This is a genomic window from Salinicola sp. CPA57 (genome assembly GCF_003206035.1).
GTDB classification, from domain to species: Bacteria; Pseudomonadota; Gammaproteobacteria; order Pseudomonadales; family Halomonadaceae; genus Salinicola; species Salinicola socius.
The window spans coordinates 172,176-187,937 of sequence record NZ_PZJR01000007.1 but is presented as its reverse complement, the minus strand read 5'-3'; the positions used below and the strand labels follow the sequence as shown (position 1 = coordinate 187,937).

11 protein-coding genes are annotated in these 15,762 nt (G+C 62.7%); 8 read left to right on the top strand and 3 right to left on the bottom strand.

Annotated features, from left to right (window positions below; genetic code table 11):
* Nucleotides 1–54: 54 nt before the first annotated feature.
* Both fhuB and DOM36_RS09115 read right to left on the bottom strand, forming a co-directional pair.
* Nucleotides 55–2,049, bottom strand: coding sequence for a Fe(3+)-hydroxamate ABC transporter permease FhuB (gene fhuB / locus DOM36_RS09120; RefSeq protein WP_110642808.1), 1,995 nt, complete (start codon nucleotides 2,047–2,049; stop codon nucleotides 55–57).
* A complete protein-coding gene (locus tag DOM36_RS09115; RefSeq protein ID WP_157958608.1) occupies nucleotides 2,046–2,924 on the bottom strand; it encodes an iron-siderophore ABC transporter substrate-binding protein in 879 nt (292 codons plus the stop codon). Before DOM36_RS09115 ends, fhuB begins: the two co-directional genes overlap by 4 nt.
* Before the next feature lie 350 nt (nucleotides 2,925–3,274).
* Here DOM36_RS09115 and DOM36_RS09110 point away from each other — a divergent pair, with 350 nt between their 5' ends.
* A complete protein-coding gene (locus DOM36_RS09110) occupies nucleotides 3,275–5,443 on the top strand; it encodes a TonB-dependent siderophore receptor (protein ID WP_110642804.1) in 2,169 nt (722 codons plus the stop codon).
* A gap of 99 nt (nucleotides 5,444–5,542) precedes the next feature.
* Here the strand turns inward: DOM36_RS09110 and DOM36_RS09105 are convergent, their stop codons facing one another.
* Nucleotides 5,543–6,832: an aromatic ring-hydroxylating dioxygenase subunit alpha gene (locus tag DOM36_RS09105; protein ID WP_110642802.1), complete on the bottom strand. Its 1,290-nt coding sequence runs from the start codon at nucleotides 6,830–6,832 to the stop codon at nucleotides 5,543–5,545.
* Nucleotides 6,833–6,967: 135 nt separating this feature from the next.
* Here DOM36_RS09105 and DOM36_RS20570 point away from each other — a divergent pair, with 135 nt between their 5' ends.
* The 7 genes from DOM36_RS20570 to DOM36_RS09070 all read left to right on the top strand — a co-directional run bounded on the left by DOM36_RS20570 (nucleotide 6,968) and on the right by DOM36_RS09070 (nucleotide 15,753).
* Entirely contained in the window at nucleotides 6,968–7,090 is a 123-nt protein-coding gene (locus DOM36_RS20570; protein WP_279626534.1) for a hypothetical protein, read from the top strand.
* Between the two features lie 181 nt (nucleotides 7,091–7,271).
* Entirely contained in the window at nucleotides 7,272–8,378 is a 1,107-nt protein-coding gene (locus DOM36_RS09095; protein ID WP_110642800.1) for a hybrid-cluster NAD(P)-dependent oxidoreductase, read from the top strand.
* Nucleotides 8,379–8,709: 331 nt separating this feature from the next.
* Nucleotides 8,710–9,903, top strand: a complete 1,194-nt coding sequence (gene fdhA, locus DOM36_RS09090; protein WP_110642797.1) for a formaldehyde dehydrogenase, glutathione-independent — start codon at nucleotides 8,710–8,712, stop codon at nucleotides 9,901–9,903.
* A gap of 156 nt (nucleotides 9,904–10,059) precedes the next feature.
* Nucleotides 10,060–10,650, top strand: coding sequence for a DNA-3-methyladenine glycosylase I (locus tag DOM36_RS09085; RefSeq protein WP_110642943.1), 591 nt, complete (start codon nucleotides 10,060–10,062; stop codon nucleotides 10,648–10,650).
* A gap of 227 nt (nucleotides 10,651–10,877) precedes the next feature.
* Complete coding sequence (locus DOM36_RS09080; protein WP_110642795.1) at nucleotides 10,878–12,128, top strand: sarcosine oxidase subunit beta family protein; 1,251 nt, start codon at nucleotides 10,878–10,880, stop codon at nucleotides 12,126–12,128.
* A gap of 182 nt (nucleotides 12,129–12,310) precedes the next feature.
* Nucleotides 12,311–12,667 carry a sarcosine oxidase subunit delta gene (locus DOM36_RS09075; protein ID WP_110642794.1) on the top strand — a complete coding sequence of 119 codons (357 nt, stop codon included), beginning with the start codon at nucleotides 12,311–12,313 and terminating at the stop codon, nucleotides 12,665–12,667.
* Nucleotides 12,664–15,753 carry a sarcosine oxidase subunit alpha family protein gene (locus tag DOM36_RS09070; protein WP_110642792.1) on the top strand — a complete coding sequence of 1,030 codons (3,090 nt, stop codon included), beginning with the start codon at nucleotides 12,664–12,666 and terminating at the stop codon, nucleotides 15,751–15,753. Before DOM36_RS09075 ends, DOM36_RS09070 begins: the two co-directional genes overlap by 4 nt.
* The last annotated feature ends 9 nt before the right edge of the window (nucleotides 15,754–15,762 follow it).

The window sequence follows — 15,762 nt, the reverse complement described above, 5'->3', positions numbered from 1 at the left end:
CGACGTGCCTACGGGTGTACCTCGCCGATCTCCGGCCCAGGTCAACGCGTCGCGTCAAAGCCGCCGCAATCCCCACATGAAGTAGATGCCGCCGATCAGCGCGGCGATCAAACCCGCCGGTAGCTGGTAGGGAAAGAACAGGTTTCTGCCCAGCCAGTCGGCGCTCACCATGACCAGCATCCCCAGCAGCCCGGCTCCGATCAGTTGGTGCCGGGCCCCATGAAATCCCATCAGACGAGCCATGTGGGGGGCCATCAGCCCGATGAACGAGAGCGGCCCGATCACCAGCGTCGCGGCGACGGTCAACAGGGCGACCAGCGCGAGCAGCAGCAAACGGCTGCGATCCACGTCGACCCCCAGCGCCTTGGCGGTGGGCGCTCCCAGCGGCAGCAGGGTCAACCAGCGCTGCAGCGGCAATGCCATCGCCGCCAGCACGATAGCGATGACCACGATCCAGGTGCTGGAGGTCAAGCTGGCGTAGTAGGTCGAACCGCCCAGCCAGGAGAGCAACTGCTGTGCGCGAGGATCCTCGCTCGCCAGCACGATGGCGCGCATGGCATCCAGCAACGAAGAGATGGCAATGCCGGTCAGCAGCAGCCGCTCCGGCGCGAAGCCGCTGCGTCGGTTGCAGATGATCAGCACCAGCAGGGCGACGACCGCACCGCTGAATCCCATGACCGAGCCGCTGAGCGGGGCGATGCCCAGCGGCAACAGCATCAGGGCGATCACACCGATCGCCACGCCGGCGCTGATTCCCAGCACTTCCGGGCTGGCCATGGGGTTCCCGGTCATCCGCTGCAGCAGCGTACCGGCAATGGCCAGCATCAACCCTGCCGCTGCCGCAGTCGCCACGCGTGGCAGCCGCCAGTCCACGATCAGCCCCAGGTCGTCGATGCCGGCCAGGCTCGGATACCGGGCATGACTGTCGAGCATGAAACCGACGACGAGTGCCACGGCGCAGGCGACGACCGTCAGCCCTCCCAGCATCCACAAGCGTCGATTGGGGGCTGACTGGCGTGGCATGGTCAGACCCGTGCTGGGCGTCGGCCGCGAGCCGCCGATTTTCAGTCGTGGCAGCAGCCATAGCAGCAGCGGGGCGCCAAGCGCCGCTGTCATGGCACCTGTCGGCAGCAGCGACGCGGTGAACGGCGCGAGTTGCTGTACGGCCAGATCGGTGACGAGGAGCAGAAGGGCGCCCAGGATCATCGACCAGACGAGCCGCTGGGCCAGGGTGCGGGCCCCGGACAGGCGGGCGATGGCAGGAGCGGCTAGACCGATGAAACCGATCAGTCCGATGGCGCTGACCACGCAGGCGGTCATGAAAACGCCGAGGCCCAGACCGGCGAAACGCAGCTTGCGCAGAGAGATGCCCAGACTCTTGGCGCCGTCCTCCTCGAGATCGAGGAGAGACAGCGGGCGCAACAGCAGCAGTGCCAGCACCATCACGATACCCAGACGAAGCAGCAGAAACTGCGTGTCGTGCCAGTTGTCCTGCGCCAGCGCACCGGATCCCCAGATGAACAGCCCCGACAGACTCTCCTGATGGAACAGCAGCAGGGCACTGTTGATGGCGCTGAAGTACAGGCTGACCACCATGCCGGATAGCACCACTACCATCGGCGCCAGGCGACGTTTCCACGAGAGCGCGAAAACCAGCAGTGTCGCCACGATACCGCCCGCCAGCGCGATCCATTCCTTGCCGGCCAGCATCCAGCTCGGTGCCCACAGCGTGGCGACGACCAGCGCCAGCTGCGCGCCGCTGGTGACGCCGAGCGTCGCCGGAGAGGCGAGCGGATTGCGCAGTACCTGTTGCATCAAGCAGCCCGCCAGCGCCAATGCCGCACCGCCGAGCATCGCCACCAGCAGTCTCGGCACGAAGGTGTAGTGCATCACGATCTGGCGGATCTGATCATCATCGGGCGTGGTAATGGCTTGCCACCAATGCCCCGAAAGATCGGCGAACTGAATGTCCAGCGTGGCATAGCCGAGACCCAGCGCCAGCAAGGTCAGCCCGATGGCAAACCAGGCGGGCGAACGTGCCGAGGTCATGGCGTATGCTCCTCGGCGGACGTGGCAGTCGCCGAATCAGTGGTGGGAGGCCGGATGCTGACATCGACCAGCGATCGGGCCAGTCGTTGCAGCGAGATCAGCCCACCGTAAGGCCAGAGTGGATCGATATAGCTTACACGCCCTTCGCGTACCGCCGGCAGATGCTGCCAGATCTGATTGTCCTTCAACGCTTCGCCGACGCCCCGGGGATACGGCTTGATAACGACGATGCGCGCGTCGGGCTGCTCAGCCAGTCGATCGGTCGAGATGCTGGCATAACCCCAGGCGTTGGTGGGGCCGGTCCAGGCATTGTTCAGACCGGTGCGGGAAAAGAGCGTACCCACCATATTGCCGTGACCAAAGACACGGACATGCTGGGCGTCGCTGAACTGGACGACATAAAGCGGCGTCTCGACGTCTTTCAGTGCCCGCGCCGCGCGCTCGAGTGTTCGTTCGGTCTGTTCGATCAGCGCCTCTGCCTGCAGTTCACGATCGGTCAACCGGGCGATTTCGCGAGTCATCGACAGCGTCGCTTCGTAAAATGACCGATCGGTGTAGAAATTGTCGATCATCTTGACCGGCATCAGGCGTTCGAGACGCGCATTGTCGCGGGAGAACAGCGCGCTGGACATCAGCAGGTCGGGGGGATCCTGGGCCAGCAACTCAAGGTTGGGCTCGTTGCGCAGGCCCATATCCAGCGTCGAAGCGGGCATCGACGGCTTCTCGACCCAGGTGCTGTAGTTGGGAATATCGGCTACCGCGTAGGGTTGAATGCCAAGTGCAAGCAGTGTCTCGGCAACCGTCCAGTTGGCCGCGGCGATCCGCAATGGCTTCGAGTCGGCGTCGGCCGGGGCGTCCGCAAGCGCGGTGCTCATCCCCAGCAGCACGGCAACCGCAAGTGCGAGGAGAGCTGGAAAAGAGCGAACACGCGACAAAGTGACGGTTCCCTGGCGACGGAAGAGAGTGGCTCGACGCTCATCCGGGCAGAAAAACGGCACCGGATGCGACTATGGGCGGTGATGGTAGATCGAATGACAATCGTTATCAATAAAACGGCAAGTCCGTCGATTCGAGATTTTCATACATATAAGAAGTGTTCTCATTTTCATTTTGCCAATGTCCCTATAGAATGCCGCGGAATACCCCCTCTCCATTGGGCCGGAGCGTATTCCGCCGACTTTCGGTCCACCGATTCCGTCGTCAGGCCAAAAACAGGTTCAACAACATGACATCAGGGAACTCTTCTTCGGACAATCGCCGACAGGCACGCTGTCTGCTGACCTTCGTGGCCATCGGTGCCGCGCCGCTGGCTTCGTCGGCATGGGCGCAGAGCAATGGCGACGCGCAGGCGTTGAATACGGTAACGGTGACTAGTACTGCGCCGACCTACGGCGATACGCCCCCGCCGGCTTTTGCCGGTGGCCAGATCGCCGCGGGTGGGCGTGTCGGCCTGCTGGGGGAGAAGGATGCGATGGACATCCCCTTCAGCGTGACCAGCTACACCAGCGAATTGATCGAGAACCAGCAGTCTCAGACCCTGGGCGATACGCTGCAAAACGATGCCTCTGTTAGCGTCGGCCAGGGGTACGGCATCTACGGTGAAGCCTTCAAGATTCGCGGCTTCAACCTGACCGGGGACGACGTGGCCTACGGTGGCCTCTACGGCGTGCTGCCACGCCAGCTCATCAACAGCGACATTGCAGAGCGGATAGAGGTGTTCAAGGGTGCCAGCGCCTTCACCTCCGGTATCCCCATCGGTGGCAATGGCGGCATCGGCGGCACCGTCAATATCGAGCCCAAGCACGCCGGTAACGAGCCGATGCTCAAACTCTCCAGCGGCTATCGTTCCGACAGCTACGGTGAGGTGGGTGTCGACACCAGCCGGCGCTTCGGTGACCAGCAGCAGTGGGGCGCGCGCGTCAGTGCCGTCCGTGGTCGCGGCGATACCGCCATCGACGACGAGAGCCAGCGCGACACATCGGTCGTCGTCGGTCTCGATTATCGTGGCGAGCGTGGACGCGTGCTGTTCGATTTCGGTCATCAGAAATCGACGCTGGAGGGTGGCCGCTCGAGTATCTACACGGGGGCGGCGACGGAAGTGCCCTCCGTGCCGGACGCCTCCTCGAACTATACGCCCTCCTTCGGGGGCTCCGAGCTCGAGACCAATTTCGGTATGGTGCGGGGGGAGTACGACCTGAACAACGAATGGACCGCTTTTGCCGCGGTTGGCGGTAACCGGACGATCGAGAATATCGTCTCGGCGAACCCGAGACTGACCGATGACAACGGTAACGCGACCGTCAACGATTTCGAGACCGACAACCACATCGATAACTTTGCCAGTCAGGCTGGGATCCGCGGTTATGTCGTCACCGGGCCGGTGAGCCACGACGTGACGCTTGGTTACTCCAGCGCTTACCGCAAGTTCGATTCAGACTGGAGCTTTTTGGCGGCGGGCACCACCAACATCTACGACCCCCAGGACCTGTCGCGACCAGAAGGCGACCCTTTTGTGGGTGGCAGCGTGACGCGAACCCGGTCTCAGGGTGTCACCCTGAGTGATACGCTCGGCTTCCTGAATGACCGGCTGTTGCTGACCCTGGGTGCTCGCTATCAGGAGCTGGAAGTCGACGAGCGTCCCAACGATGGCGGTAATAGTCGTTATGCCGACCGCCGAGTGACTCCGGCGGTGGGCGTTGTCTTCAAGGCGAATCCCAATATCTCGCTCTACGCCAACTATGTCGAAGCGCTGCAGGATGGTGGCACTGTCACCGATACCACGGCATCGAACTATGGCCAGTACCTGGGAATCGCCCACGCCGAACAGTATGAGGTAGGTACCAAGTTCGACTATGGCAACATCGGCGGCGGTATCAGTCTGTTCCAGATCGAGCTGCCGACGGCAGCCGTCGTTAATGGTGTCGGCAGCCTGGATAACGAGCAGCGCAATCGCGGCCTCGAGCTCAGCCTTTACGGCGAACCCCTCGATGGTCTGCATCTGTTCAGCAGCGCGACCTGGATCGATGCCGAACTGACCAAAACCCAGGACGGCACCGAGGGTAATGATGCGACAGGCGTGCCCGAGTATCGCTTCGTGCTGGGCAGCGAGTGGGATATCCCGCATGTCGATCGCCTCACTGCGACCGGTCGCGTCATTCATACCGGTTCGCAGTATGCCGATACCGCCAACAATCTCGAATTGGACCCGTGGACGCGACTCGATCTTGGCATGCGCTACACCCTGCCGATCGGTGGCGCAGACTGGGTATGGCGTGCCGGTATCGACAACGTCACCGACGAGGATTACTGGGCCGGTGCTTCTACGGCCTTTGCCGGCTATCTGATCCAGGGCGAGCCGCGTACCTTCAAGCTGTCGGCGACGGTCGAGTTTTAATGCGCAAGTGATCAGCCAGCCACCAAAAGGCGCCTTCCCAGGAAGGCGCCTTTTTCGTTGGTGAGTCTGTCGGTGGATCCTGGGCTGGACGAGATAGGGCTATTGAGAAGCAATCTGCAGGTGGCTCGGTGCGTCAACGCCGAGGTTGGCCCTCAACGTCTCGCTGTACCAGTTGACGAAGTCGATGACGCCGAACTCGTAGGTCTTCGAGTAGGGGCCGGGCTGGTAGGCGCGCGAATTGATGCCCAACTGGTTTTCTTCGGCCAGGCGCCGATCCTGATCGTTGGTGGCATCCCAGACCTGGCGCAGCCGTTCGGGGTCGTAGTCGACGCCTTCGACGGCATCCTTGTGCACCAGCCATTTGGTGGTGACCAGCGTCTCCTGCGGACCTAACGGCAGCACCCGAAAGACCACGGCATGGTCGCCCATGAAATGGTTCCAGGAGTTGGGCAGATGCAGGATGCGCAGCGAGCCCATGTCGGGATTCGGAATATGGCCCATCAGCTTGTTGCAACCCGGCTTGCCGTCCATGGTCATCGAGACGATGCCGTCGATCAGCGGTGTCCGGGTCAGTCGGTTGCGCTTGCCGAATCGGGCCAGTTGCCACGGCACTTCGCAGGCGGTCCAGTCGGCCTGCTTGCGAGCGACCAGGTCGCGATATTCTCCGGTGGAACGGGGATCGTCGGTATCGTCGAATTCGATCAGCGAGTTCAGCAGCTCGGGATGAGCACCATTGCAGTGGTAGCATTCGCGATTGTTCTCGACGACCAGCTTCCAGTTGGCGCGTTCGACGATGTTCGACTCCACCGCGACCTTGACGTTATCCATCTCATAGGGCGAAAGATAGTGCTCGAGCGAGACGAGGAAGTCGTCGATCGGCTCCGGGTCGTCGCTCAGGTTGATGAACACGAAACCGCCCGCGCTCTTCACCGCCACGGGCTTGAGACCGTAGGCACTCATGTCGAAGTCGGTACCCATATCGCTGCCGGCGAACAGTAATCGGCCATCCAGTTCGTAAGTCCACTGGTGATAGGGACAGACCAGCTTGGCGACCTTGCCCTTGTCCTTGAGACACAACCGCGAACCGCGGTGACGGCAGACGTTATGGAAAGCCTGGATGCGGTTCTCGGCGCCGCGCACCACGATGATCGAGTTGCTGCCGATCTCCAGCTTGAAGAAATTTCCCTTGGCGGGAATCTCGCAGCTCATGCCGGCGAACAGCCACTGCTTTTCGAACACTTCCTGCATGTCCAGCGCGAACAGGCGCGAATCGTTGTAAAACGGCTGTGGCAGCGAGAAGGTCGGGTCGCGCTGGTCCAGCATTTCCGCTACGGCGACGCGGGTCAAGGCAAGTGAGTCCTCCAGGCTATCGCGTGGAAGTGGTGGCATGGTCGCATCCTCATCAATATCAGGTGTGGGCCTTTCCCGAACACGTCCGTGGGATCGACCGAGTGAATGGCTCAGGATGGCAGCGATGTCGTGCTGTCGGTCCAACTTTCGGCGAGTGTCGCCCAGGCGCCGGTAATGAAATTGTCCACCCGCGACATTCGTCGAGTTCAGGACGACCGGCAGGCACAAATGCTCACCGGGCAGTCACCGGTCGATACCCAAGGACCGATGACGCTGCACGGGCGTCACGTCAGGTAAGTTTGCGTTGCGGCGTCGCAGTTTTGGCGGCGGCTGGGGGTGGTTGGCATGCCCGTGTCGCTGACGGGCAAGTCGGCCGGCGCCGCGGTGCCCAGAATCCGCTCATGAAGGTCATTCTCCGGAAGCGGCGGTGCGGGTCGACGTTGTCTCGCCAGCGCTATCTTCCCCCCGATAGAGCGCGGTGACGATGCAATTCTTCAATCCGGTCAATACCCAAACCTGGACCAACGGGCGGCACCAGGTAAGGTGCGTCAAGGTCATTCAGGAAACCTGGAACGTGCGGACGTTCTGCTTCATGGCCGACCAGCCGCTGATGTTCTTCTTCAAGCCAGGGCAGTTCGTCACGCTGGAACTGGAGATCGCCGGACAGCCGGTCATGCGCTCCTATACGATCTCGAGCTCGCCCTCGATTCCCTACAGCTTCTCGATCACCGTCAAACGCCTGCCCGGCGGTCAGGTCTCCAACTGGCTCCACGACAATCTCAAGGTCGGCGAGCCGATGGTCGTGCATGGGCCGGTGGGCGACTTCAACGTCATCGATCATCCGGCAGAAAAAGTGCTGATGCTCTCGGGCGGCGTCGGTATCACGCCGTTGATGTCGATGACACGCTGGTTCTTCGATACCAACGCGGCCGTCGATCTCGAGTTCATTCATTGCGCCCAGGCGCCCAACGACATCATCTACCACCGCGAACTGGTGCACATGTTCTCGCGGCTGCCGGAGTTCCGGCTGCATATCGTCTGCGAGCGCAGCGATGAACTCAGCCAGGCCTGGTCCGGTTTTCGCGGTTACCTGACACGTCAGATGCTGATGCTGATGGCACCGGACTATCTCGAGCGGGAAGTGTTCTGCTGTGGCCCGGCACCTTTCATGAAGGCGATCCGCCAGGTGCTGCAGGAAGACGGTTTCGACATGTCCCGCTACCATCAGGAGTCCTTCGGCGCGACGCCGTTGAGTATCCAGGAGGACGTGCTGGAGCTGGCCGAACAGGCCGAGGCCGACGCCGAGGAAGTGGATACCGCCGATCTGGTGCCGGTCGAGTTCACCGGGAGCGGCAAGAGTATCCGCGTCAGCGAGAACGACACCATCCATTCGGCCGCCGCCAAGCTCGGCCTGCATATTCCCAAGGCCTGCGGGATGGGGATCTGCGGCACCTGCCGGGTGATGAAGCTGGAAGGCGAGGTCGAGATGGAGCACAACGGCGGCATCACCGAAGAGGACGAAGCCGAAGGTTTCATCCTGTCATGCTGTTCGAAGCCGCGGGGTAAAGTCGTCATCGACTTCTAGGCACTGTCTGAAAAGTACTGCGCTCGCCCATGCGGTGTTAAAAATCGGCTGGGACGCCAGCCCGGTCCGTTTTCGCCGATTTTTGCCTTGCCTGGCCTTCGCTCGACACTTTCAGACAGCACCTAGCGCCGGCTGCGGGGCGCTGTGGAAAGTGAGCCACGAATCTTAGACCTTTGGACCTGGCGGCTGTCGTCGCAGCGTCATTCGATGGCGTGACGAGACCGGTCCACCGTCGAGGTAACTCCTAGTCTGGTTTCGCGCCTTCATTCGATGTCGTCGCCACAGCGGCACGACACAAGGCATTCCGAGATCAGACCCAGGAGTTCACGCCATGTCTTCACCCGCCAACCGAGGCGTCGTCTTTCGCGGTGCCGGCAAGGTCGCCGTCGAAAGCATTCCCTTTCCCGAACTGGCGCTCGGCAGCCGTCAGTGCCATCACGGCGTCATCCTCAAGATTCTGACCACCAATATCTGCGGCAGCGACCAGCACATGGTGCGTGGCCGAACCACGGCACCGGAAGGGCTCGTGCTCGGCCACGAGATCACCGGCGAAGTGATCGAATGTGGCCGCGATGTCGAGTTCATCAAGATCGGCGATATCGTCTCGGTGCCGTTCAACGTTGCCTGCGGCCGTTGCCGCAACTGCAAGCGCGGCGATACCCATATCTGCCTGCACGTCAACGGTGACCGCGCCGGTGGTGCCTACGGCTATGTCGACATGGGTGGCTGGGTCGGCGGTCAGGCCGAATACGTGATGGTGCCCTATGCCGACTTCCAGTTGCTCGTTTTCCCCGACAAGGCGCAGGCGATGGAGAAGATTCTCGACCTCACCATGCTCTCGGATATCTTCCCCACCGGCTTCCACGGCTGTGTGACTGCCGGTGTCCAGCCGGGTTCGACGGTCTATATCGCCGGCGCGGGTCCGGTAGGGCTGGCGGCGGCAGTTTCCGCACAGCTGCTGGGCGCGGCCTGCGTGATCGTCGGCGACATGAACGACAAGCGCCTCGACCAGGCTCGCAGCTTTGGCTGTGAAGGTCTCGATCTCAAGCAGGATGCCAGCATGTCGGAGCTGATCGAGTCGGTGCTGGGCGTGCCGGAGGTCGATGCCGCGGTCGATGCGGTGGGTTTCGAGGCCAACTGCCATGGCCACAACCACGCGCATGAGCAGCCGGCTACCGTGCTCAATGCCGTCATGGAAATCACCCAGGCGGGCGGGCGGGTCGGCATTCCCGGGCTTTACGTCACCGAAGACCCCGGCGCGGATAGCGAAGATGCCAAACATGGCAATCTCTCGATGAAGTTCGGTCTCGGCTGGGCCAAGGCGATGTCGTTCCACACCGGCCAGACGCCGGCCATGCGTTATCAGCGCCAGTTGATGCAGGCGATCCTTCACGACAGGGTACAGATCGGCAAGGCCGTGAACGTGCAGACCATCTCGCTCGACGAGGCGCCGCAGGGTTACGCCGACTTCGACGGCGGCGCGGCCAAGAAATTCGTCATCGACCCGCACGGGACGCTCAAGTAGCCACGAGCCACAACTAGCGCCAGTTTCGGGGCGCTGTAAAAAGCGCCGGCGACGCCCTGGGGCACCGCCGGCGCTTTTTCGTTTGGCTGCGCCAGCGATAGGCGGCAGAATCGGCCCCACCATGACCCTGCGAAAACAAGTCCACGAGAGCCGATGATGAGTGACCCGATATCTGACCTGCCGCGCTGTGCCTGGGCTCAGACCCACCCGCTGAATGCCGAGTATCACGACGAGGAGTGGGGCGTTCCGGAATACGATAGCCGCGCGCTGTGGGAAAAGCTGATCCTGGATGGCTTTCAGGCAGGGCTTTCCTGGCTCACCATTCTCAAGAAGCGCGACGCCTTCCGCGACGCCTTCGAGGAGTTCGATCCCCAGCGGATCGCCCGGTACGACGAGCACGACATCGAGCGTTTGATGGGCAATGCCGGCATCATCCGCTCGCGATCCAAGATCGAGGCGACCATCGGCAACGCCCAGGCATACCTCGCCATGCGAGACAACGGCGAAGATTTCTCCGAATTCCTGTGGGGCATGGTCGGCGGCCGGCCGATCCAGCGAGACGTCGAGCGCGATGGGCCGGTCCCCACCCAGACCCCGCTATCCCTGGAAATTTCCAAGGCACTCAAGAAGCGCGGCTTCAAGTTCGTCGGCCCGGTCATCGTCTACGCCTGGATGGAAGCCGTCGGCATGATCAACGACCACGCCGAAACGTGTCATCGCCGCAAGCCGGTGGCAGCGATGGGGTGATCATCGAGTTGAGAAATCACTGACGCCGCTCGACCTGAGCGGCGTTTTTCGTTGTCACCATGAATCTCTGCACTGATCGCCTCTGTCGCAAATCGCATCGTCATGTCGCAAACACGCTTGAGCGTGACGTCGCAGAACATCATGCCCCCCGGGGTGGACGATACCATCGCGGAAAATCATCGATCGTTGATCGATGCCGCCGTCCGCCGTGGCGTAGAGAGGGGCTCATGCAACGCTATTCCGGTTTCAGTCTGGTCAAACACGCGCTAAGTCATCACGAGAACTGGCAGCGTCATTGGCGCAATCCGACCCCGAAGAAAGAGTACGACGTGATCATCGTCGGCGGTGGCGGCCATGGACTGGCAACTGCCTATTACCTGGCCAAGCAGCACGGAATCACCAACGTGGCGGTGATCGAGAAAGGCTGGCTTGGCGGCGGCAACACGGCACGCAACACCACCATCGTGCGCTCGAACTATCTGTGGGATGAATCGGCCGCACTCTACGAACATTCGATGAAGTTGTGGGAGGGGCTTTCCCAGGATCTCAACTACAACGTGATGTTCTCGCAGCGGGGTGTGCTCAATCTTGGTCACACTCTGCAGGACATGCGGGATATCCAGCGCCGCGTTCACGCCAATCGCCTCAACGGCATCGATGGCGAGGTGGTCACGCCGGAGCAGATCAAGGAGATCGAGCCGGCGCTCGATACCTCCAAGCGAGCGCGCTATCCGATTCTCGGTGCTTCCTGGCAGCCGCGCGGCGGGGTGGCCCGGCACGATGCGGTGGCCTGGGGATTTGCCCGAGGCGCCGATGCGCGCGGCGTCGACCTGCTCCAGCAGACCGAGGTCACGGGCTTCAAGATCGTCGACGGCAAGGTCGTGGGCGTGCATACCAACCGGGGCGACATTGGCGCCAGAACGGTAGGCTGCGTCACCGCGGGCAATTCGGGCGTGCTGGCGAAGATGGCCGGTTTCCAGCTGCCGGTGGAATCACACCCGTTGCAGGCGCTGGTGTCCGAGCCGCTCAAGCCGGTGCTCAATACCGTCACCATGTCGAATCACGTTCACGGCTACATCAGCCAGTCCGACAAGGGCGATCTGGTGATTGGCGCGGGGATCGACGGTTACCTCGGCTACGGTCAGCGTGGCAGCTTCTCGGTGGTCGAGCACACCCTGCAGGCGATCATCGAGATGTTCCCGATGTTCTCCCGGGTGCGCATGAATCGTCAGTGGGGCGGGATCGTCGATACCACGCCGGACGCCTGCCCGATTATTTCCAAGACGCCGGTGCAGGGGCTCTTTTTCAACTGCGGCTGGGGCACCGGTGGCTTCAAGGCGACGCCGGGGTCCGGCAATGTCTTCGCCTGGACGCTGGCGCACGGGCAGGCACATCCGATCGCCGCACCGTTCTCGATCGATCGGTTCCGAACCGGGGCGCTGATCGACGAACATGGTGCCGCAGGCGTAGCACACTGAGTTCTGCGGACTGCGCCACGCAATGGCGTCGTTGTCCGCTTCTTCGGAGTCCTCATGTACAAACTCGTACATTCCGGCTCCTCAATCAGCGGACGCCTCGCCCTGACGCGGCTCGTTGGCGCAGAACATCTTGGTGATATCGATCCGGCTCTAGTGATTCCGGATGAAGAAGGAGATTGGCGATGTTTCATATTTACTGCCCTTACTGCGCCGAGTATCGCGAGGAGGAGGAGTTTCATCCCAAGGGGCAGGCGCACATCGCGAGGCCGGCGGATCCGACCGCGAGCTCCGATGATGCCTGGGGCGACTATCTGTTCTTTCGCGACAATCCGCGCGGCGTGCACCACGAACTGTGGGTGCATGCGGTGGGCTGCCGCAAATTCTTCAATATCACCCGCGATACTCGCAGCTACGCGATTCTGGAGACCTACCGCATGAGCGAGCAGCCCGGTGTGACGGCGGAGTCCGTGACTCTTGCCGAGCGAGACAGCGAGGGCAAAACCTCCGACACCGCGACGATGCAGGGAGTGCCGTCATGAGTGCTTCCCAACCCTGCCGTCTGGCATCGAATAGCGGCGTCGGCAGCCAGATCGATCGTGACAAGCCGCTGCAGTTCACGTTCAACGGCCAAACGTACCAGGGCTTTGCCGGTGACACCCTGGCCTCGGCGCTGCTCGCCAATGGCGTCGATGTCGTCAATCGCAGCTTCAAGTACTCGCGCCCCCGCGGTGTCGTCGCCGCCGGCGCGGAGGAACCCAACGCCATCGTCCAACTGGGCGCGAGCGAAGCCGCTCAGGTGCCGAACGTGCGGGCAACGCAGCAGTCGCTCTACGACGGTCTGACGGCTCGCAGTACCAACGGCTGGCCGGACGCCCAGCGCGACATGATGGGGCTGGTCGGCAAGCTGGGCGGACCGTTCATGCCGGTCGGGTTCTACTACAAGACCTTCAAGGCGCCGGCGTCGATGTGGCGGACCTACGAGAAATATATCCGCAAGGCGGCCGGACTGGGCCGGGCACCGACCGAGAGCGACCCGGATATCTACGATCACATCAACCGGCACTGCGAGGTGCTGGTGATCGGGTCTGGCCCCGCCGGGCTGATGTCGGCGCTGGTTGCGGCCGGCAGTGGCGTCAGGGTGATTCTCTGCGACGAACAGCCGACCTTTGGTGGTTCGCTGCTGGATAGCGGCGAGACGATCGACGGCATGGCCGCCTCGGAGTGGGCCAGGAACGCCGTCGAGCGTCTGGCGGCGATGGATAACGTCACGCTGCTGCCACGCACCACGGCCAACGGTTATTTCGATCACAACTTCGTGACGCTGCACGAGCGACGCACCGAACATCTCGGTGACACGGCGCCCAGAGTCGACGGACGTCGCCAGCCGCGCTCGCGTCTGCACCGGGTGCGGGCGCGGCATGTCGTGTTGGCGAGCGGCGCCCACGAGCGGCCGCTGGTCTACGCCGGCAACGACATGCCGGGCAATCTGGTTGCCGGAGCGCTGTCGAACTATATCCGGCGTTATGCCGTGCGGCCCGGCCGGCGGCTGGTGCTCTCCACGACCAACGATCATGCCTATCGGGCCGCACTGGACTGGCACGAGGCGGGTGGCGAAGTGATCGCGATCGCCGACGCTCGTGCCAACCCGGATGGCGAGCTCGTCGAGCGGGCGAAGGCGGCCGGGATCCGGATCATGGCCGGCAGTGCGGTGATCGAGGCGACTGGCGATCGCAAGGGGCATCGGGTCAACGGCGCCCGAATTGGCGCTATCGATATCGAAGGCTTCCGCGTCAGCGGCGAAGTGGAGACGCTGAGCTGCGACACCGTCGCCACGTCCGGCGGCTACAGTCCGGTGGTGCACCTTGCCGCGCATACCGGCGTCCGACCGGTCTGGCGTGATGACATTCTGGGCTTCGTGCCGGGTCAGACGGCATCGAGGGTCGAGGGTTTCAGCGTGGTGGGGGCGGCTGCCGGTCTCTACCCGGTTAGCGCGCTGCTCGAGGACGCCGTGGCGCAAGTCACTCGCGCGTTGGCGAGTGACGGCATCGACGCCGAGAGCGTAAAGATTCCCGATATCGATACCCTGCGCGAAGGCGCGGCCGTCGCGCTGTATCAGATACCCCACGACAGGCCGACCATGCGCGCGCCCAAGCAGTTCGTCGACCTGCAGAACGACGTCACGGCGGCGGCCATCGAGCTGGCGACCCGGGAGGGGTTCGAATCGATCGAGCACGTCAAGCGCTACACCGCGATGGGCTTCGGCACCGATCAGGGCAAGTTGGGCAACATCAACGGCATGGCGATCGCGGCGCGCTGTCTGGGCCAGACGATTCCGCAGACCGGCACCACCGTGTTCCGGCCCAACTATACGCCGGTCAACTTCGGCGCCATCGTCGGCCGCCATTGCCAGGCGCTGTTCGATCCCGAGCGTTACACCGCCATGCATCACTGGCACGTCGAGCATGGGGCGATGTTCGAGGACGTCGGCCAGTGGAAGCGACCCTGGTACTATCCACAAAAACGCCGCGACAGCGCCAATGGCGAGTTCGAATCGATGCACGAGGCGGTGGTCCGCGAGTGCCGGGCGGTGCGCGAGAAGGTCGGCGTACTCGACGCCTCGACGCTGGGCAAGATCGACATTCAGGGACCGGATGCGCGTGAGTTCCTGGGGCGTATCTACACCAACGGCTGGGAGAAGCTGGCTGTCGGCAAGGCGCGCTATGGCCTGATGTGCAAGGACGACGGCATGGTGATGGACGACGGGGTCACCACCTGTCTCGCCGACAACCATTTTCTGATGACCACCACCACCGGCGGTGCCGCGGCCATTCTCGAATGGCTGGAAATCTGGCATCAGACCGAATGGCCGGAGCTGGAGGTCTACTTCACCTCCGTGACCGATCACTGGGCGACGATGACGTTGACCGGCCCGGAGGCCCGCAATTTGCTCGCCGAGCTGACCGATATCGACCTCGACCGCGACAGCTTCAAGTTCATGGAGTGGCGAGAGGGCGCGGTGGCTGGCGTGCCGGCACGGGTCTATCGAATCTCGTTCACCGGCGAGTTGTCGTTCGAGGTCAACGTGCAGGCCAACTACGCCATGCAGGTATGGGAGTCGCTGTTCGCCCATGGTGAGAAGTACGGTCTGACCCCCTACGGCACCGAGACCATGCATGTGCTGCGGGCGGAAAAGGGCTTCATCATCGTGGGCCAGGACACCGACGGTTCGATGACGCCGGAGGATCTCGGCATGCACTGGTGCGTCGGCTACAACAAGCCGTACCCATGGATCGGCAAGCGGGCGCTGACACGGTCCGACACTCGGCGGGAAGATCGCAAGCAGCTGGTCGGCCTCAAGCCGCTGGATGCCGGCGTGGTGCTGGAGGAGGGCGCCCAGATCGTGCTCGATCCCAGGCAGGCCATACCGATGCGCATGGTGGGCCACGTGACCTCCAGCTACTACAGCCCGACGCTGGAGCACGGCTTCGCGCTGGCCGTGGTCAAGGGCGGGCACAAGCGATTGGGCGAGAAGGTCTATCTGCCGATGCCGGATGGCGTGACCCACGTGGCCGAAGTGGTCAGCTCGATCTTCTATGACCCGAAAGGGCAACGTCAGAATATTTGAGGAAAACGC

Excerpts from the sequence above, each read along its gene's own strand:
- DOM36_RS09085 (WP_110642943.1), top strand. The coding sequence starts at position 10,060 with ATGAGTGACCCGATATCTGACCTGCCGCGCTGTGCCTGGGCTCAGACC.
- DOM36_RS09070 (WP_110642792.1), top strand. The coding sequence starts at position 12,664 with ATGAGTGCTTCCCAACCCTGCCGTCTGGCATCGAATAGCGGCGTCGGC.
- DOM36_RS09075 (WP_110642794.1), top strand. The coding sequence starts at position 12,311 with ATGTTTCATATTTACTGCCCTTACTGCGCCGAGTATCGCGAGGAGGAG.
- DOM36_RS09105 (WP_110642802.1), bottom strand. The coding sequence starts at position 6,832 with ATGCCACCACTTCCACGCGATAGCCTGGAGGACTCACTTGCCTTGACC.
- DOM36_RS09110 (WP_110642804.1), top strand. The coding sequence starts at position 3,275 with ATGACATCAGGGAACTCTTCTTCGGACAATCGCCGACAGGCACGCTGT.
- fdhA (WP_110642797.1), top strand. The coding sequence starts at position 8,710 with ATGTCTTCACCCGCCAACCGAGGCGTCGTCTTTCGCGGTGCCGGCAAG.
- DOM36_RS09080 (WP_110642795.1), top strand. The coding sequence starts at position 10,878 with ATGCAACGCTATTCCGGTTTCAGTCTGGTCAAACACGCGCTAAGTCAT.
- fhuB (WP_110642808.1), bottom strand. The coding sequence starts at position 2,049 with ATGACCTCGGCACGTTCGCCCGCCTGGTTTGCCATCGGGCTGACCTTG.
- DOM36_RS20570 (WP_279626534.1), top strand. The coding sequence starts at position 6,968 with ATGAAATTGTCCACCCGCGACATTCGTCGAGTTCAGGACGACCGGCAG.
- DOM36_RS09115 (WP_157958608.1), bottom strand. The coding sequence starts at position 2,924 with ATGAGCACCGCGCTTGCGGACGCCCCGGCCGACGCCGACTCGAAGCCA.